This window comes from Microcoleus sp. B4-C1 (genome assembly GCF_036705285.1).
Taxonomy (GTDB): domain Bacteria; phylum Cyanobacteriota; class Cyanobacteriia; order Cyanobacteriales; family Microcoleaceae; genus Microcoleus.
In genome coordinates this window covers 7281-9760 of the sequence record NZ_JAUBUC010000147.1, presented here as the reverse complement: position 1 = coordinate 9760, position 2480 = coordinate 7281, and the positions used below count along the sequence as shown (strand labels likewise).

The window sequence follows — 2480 nt, the reverse complement described above, 5'->3', positions numbered from 1 at the left end:
CGATCGCATCTTTTAAAAGATGCGATCGACCTCTCCCCATGATCGTTGCTTTCAGAAACAGTTAAGAAAATTCTAGTGTGAGGGCTTGTTGTGACCAATAAATTACCAGACGACTTAAAAAATACCCTAGCTAAGGATCAGTGGTGGCTGTTCAACACAGGACAGGGAGTAGCAAATAATACTGTCACTCCAGGCACTCCCGGCATCGATATCAATGTACTCCCTCTGTGGCCGCAGTATACCGGTAAAGGCATCAAAGTAGGTGTCATCGATGATGGTACTGAGGGCAATCACGAAGACTTTGCAGGTAACTTCGATCTATCGCTTTCCCTGCCAGACGGCTCAGGAGGCCCCTTTCCAGCGACGGCTGGTGACAATCATGGTACATCTGTAGCTGGAGTGATTGCAGCTAGAAGAAACAATCTTGGTACAGTAGGTGTTGCTTATCAAGCAACGATCGCCAGTTATAAATTTTCCGATAAAAGCGTCCTTCCCAGTTTACAAGCGCAGGATAAATTCGACGTTTCTAACAATAGCTGGGGCTTAACATCAAACTTTGTAGATGTTAACGACTATGTTGCAGCCATCAAAAACGCTGTCACCAACGGCCGCAATAAGTTGGGAACAGTATCTGTCTGGGCAGCGGGAAACGAGCGCGAAAACGTTAACCCTAACCTGACAGCAGGAGTGGAACAGCGGGGGAGAAATGCCAACTTAAGCAATATGCCAAACAGTCGCTATACAATTGCTGTAGCTGCGATCGATAATAAGGGAGTTTTTGCCCCGTACAGCAATCCGGGTGCGCCGCTTCTCGTCTCAGCTTTCGGTGATGGAGGCAGTATTGTCACGGTCGATCGTACTGCAAACGAGGGCTACAACAAAAAAAGCGGAGACAATTTTGACAATCTCAACTACACCAACGACTTTAACGGCACATCATCAGCAACACCGATGGTTTCGGGGGTGATCGCTTTAATCCTAGAAGCTAATCCCAAACTCGGCTACCGCGACGTTCAGGAAATCCTCGGTTACTCAGCCCGGAAAAATGACTCTAGCAACAGCGATTGGAAATTCAACGGTGCGAAAAACTGGAACGGCGGCGGACTCCACGTCAACCATAATTACGGCTTCGGATTAGTCGATGCCACGGCAGCAGTGCGTTTGGCAGAAACTTGGCAGTTGCGATCGGGAACTGCCAAAAATGAAGCAGCAACTGCGGCAAATGAGAAATTTCAACTTGCCAATTTGACCCTGCCAGCACCGTTGGATATTCTCGATAATAACCCCGCAGGAATTACTCAAACTTTCAACATTAATCAAGGCATCAACATCGACAAGCTCGAACTAGATTTGGATATCGAGCACGGTCAATTTCAAGACTTAGTAGTTAAGCTCACTTCTCCCGACACAACCGAGAGTATCATGCTCGATCGCGTCCCTTACTTCACCGCGGTAGGTGAAAAGAAAGAGGATAACGGTTTCAAAGACACAACCCTCAACTACACCTTTAGCAGTGCTCGCCACTGGGGAGAAACCGGTCTTGGCAATTGGACGTTGAACATTTCAGATAATAGCGCCACCAACGACGCAAAAAATACCGGCAACAATATCGGCAAACTCAAAGGTGCAACTTTACGGTTGTACGGTGATGATTTAATTACCGACAACACCTACATCTACACCAACGAGTTCGCAAGTTTCACCGATACTACTCGCAAAACTGTCACCGATACCAACGGTGGCAATGACATTATCAACGTGGCGGCGATTACTGACGACGTTATAGTCAACCTGGCGTCCGGTGCAACAAGTACCCTACCGGGTCGAGATGTAACAGGGCGTACAAAACTCGCTCCTCAAACCCTCACCATTGCCCCCGGCAGCATCATCGACAATGCCTTCGCAGGCGAAGGAAATGACTCAATAGTCGGTAACGATGTAGCCAACACCCTCTCCGGCGGCCGTGGCAAGGATACCCTCGTCGCCGTTGATGCCGGCGACACCCTGATCGGTGGTGGCGGTAGTGACTCCCTAGTCGGCAGCACCGGAAACACTACCTTCATCCTTGATGCCAAGACAGCAGCAGGCAGCAGAATTAAAAATGTTGGTGGCACCGCCAATAATTTAATCCTCAACAACGCCACTCTGACAAAAACCCTTGCAGCAGGCCAAAACGGAACTGTCAAAGAAGACGACGATTTGCTGATCGATTTGAATGCTGACGGGCAGTTAGAATCGCAGGTAGATTTGACTATTGAAGACTTTTTCTTGTCTACTAGCGGCAAATTCCAAAACGTCGGTAACCTGCTTGGCAGTGACTTTCTGACTGTTCCCCCAGCCGCATCAGCGAAGAATGTAATTAAAGCGCAGACTCCGGCTCCTCCGACTCCGACTCCGGCAACCCCGACTCCGACTCCGGAAACCCCGACTCCGACTCCGGAAACCCCGACTCCGACTCCGGAAACCCCGACTCCGACTCC

General features: G+C 49.3%; 1 protein-coding gene. It reads left to right on the top strand.

The window, feature by feature from the left end; translation table 11 throughout:
• Positions 1–90: 90 nt before the first annotated feature.
• On the top strand, positions 91–2480 hold a 2390-nt coding region (locus QUB26_RS30520), incomplete at its 3' end, for a S8 family serine peptidase (RefSeq protein ID WP_333321061.1).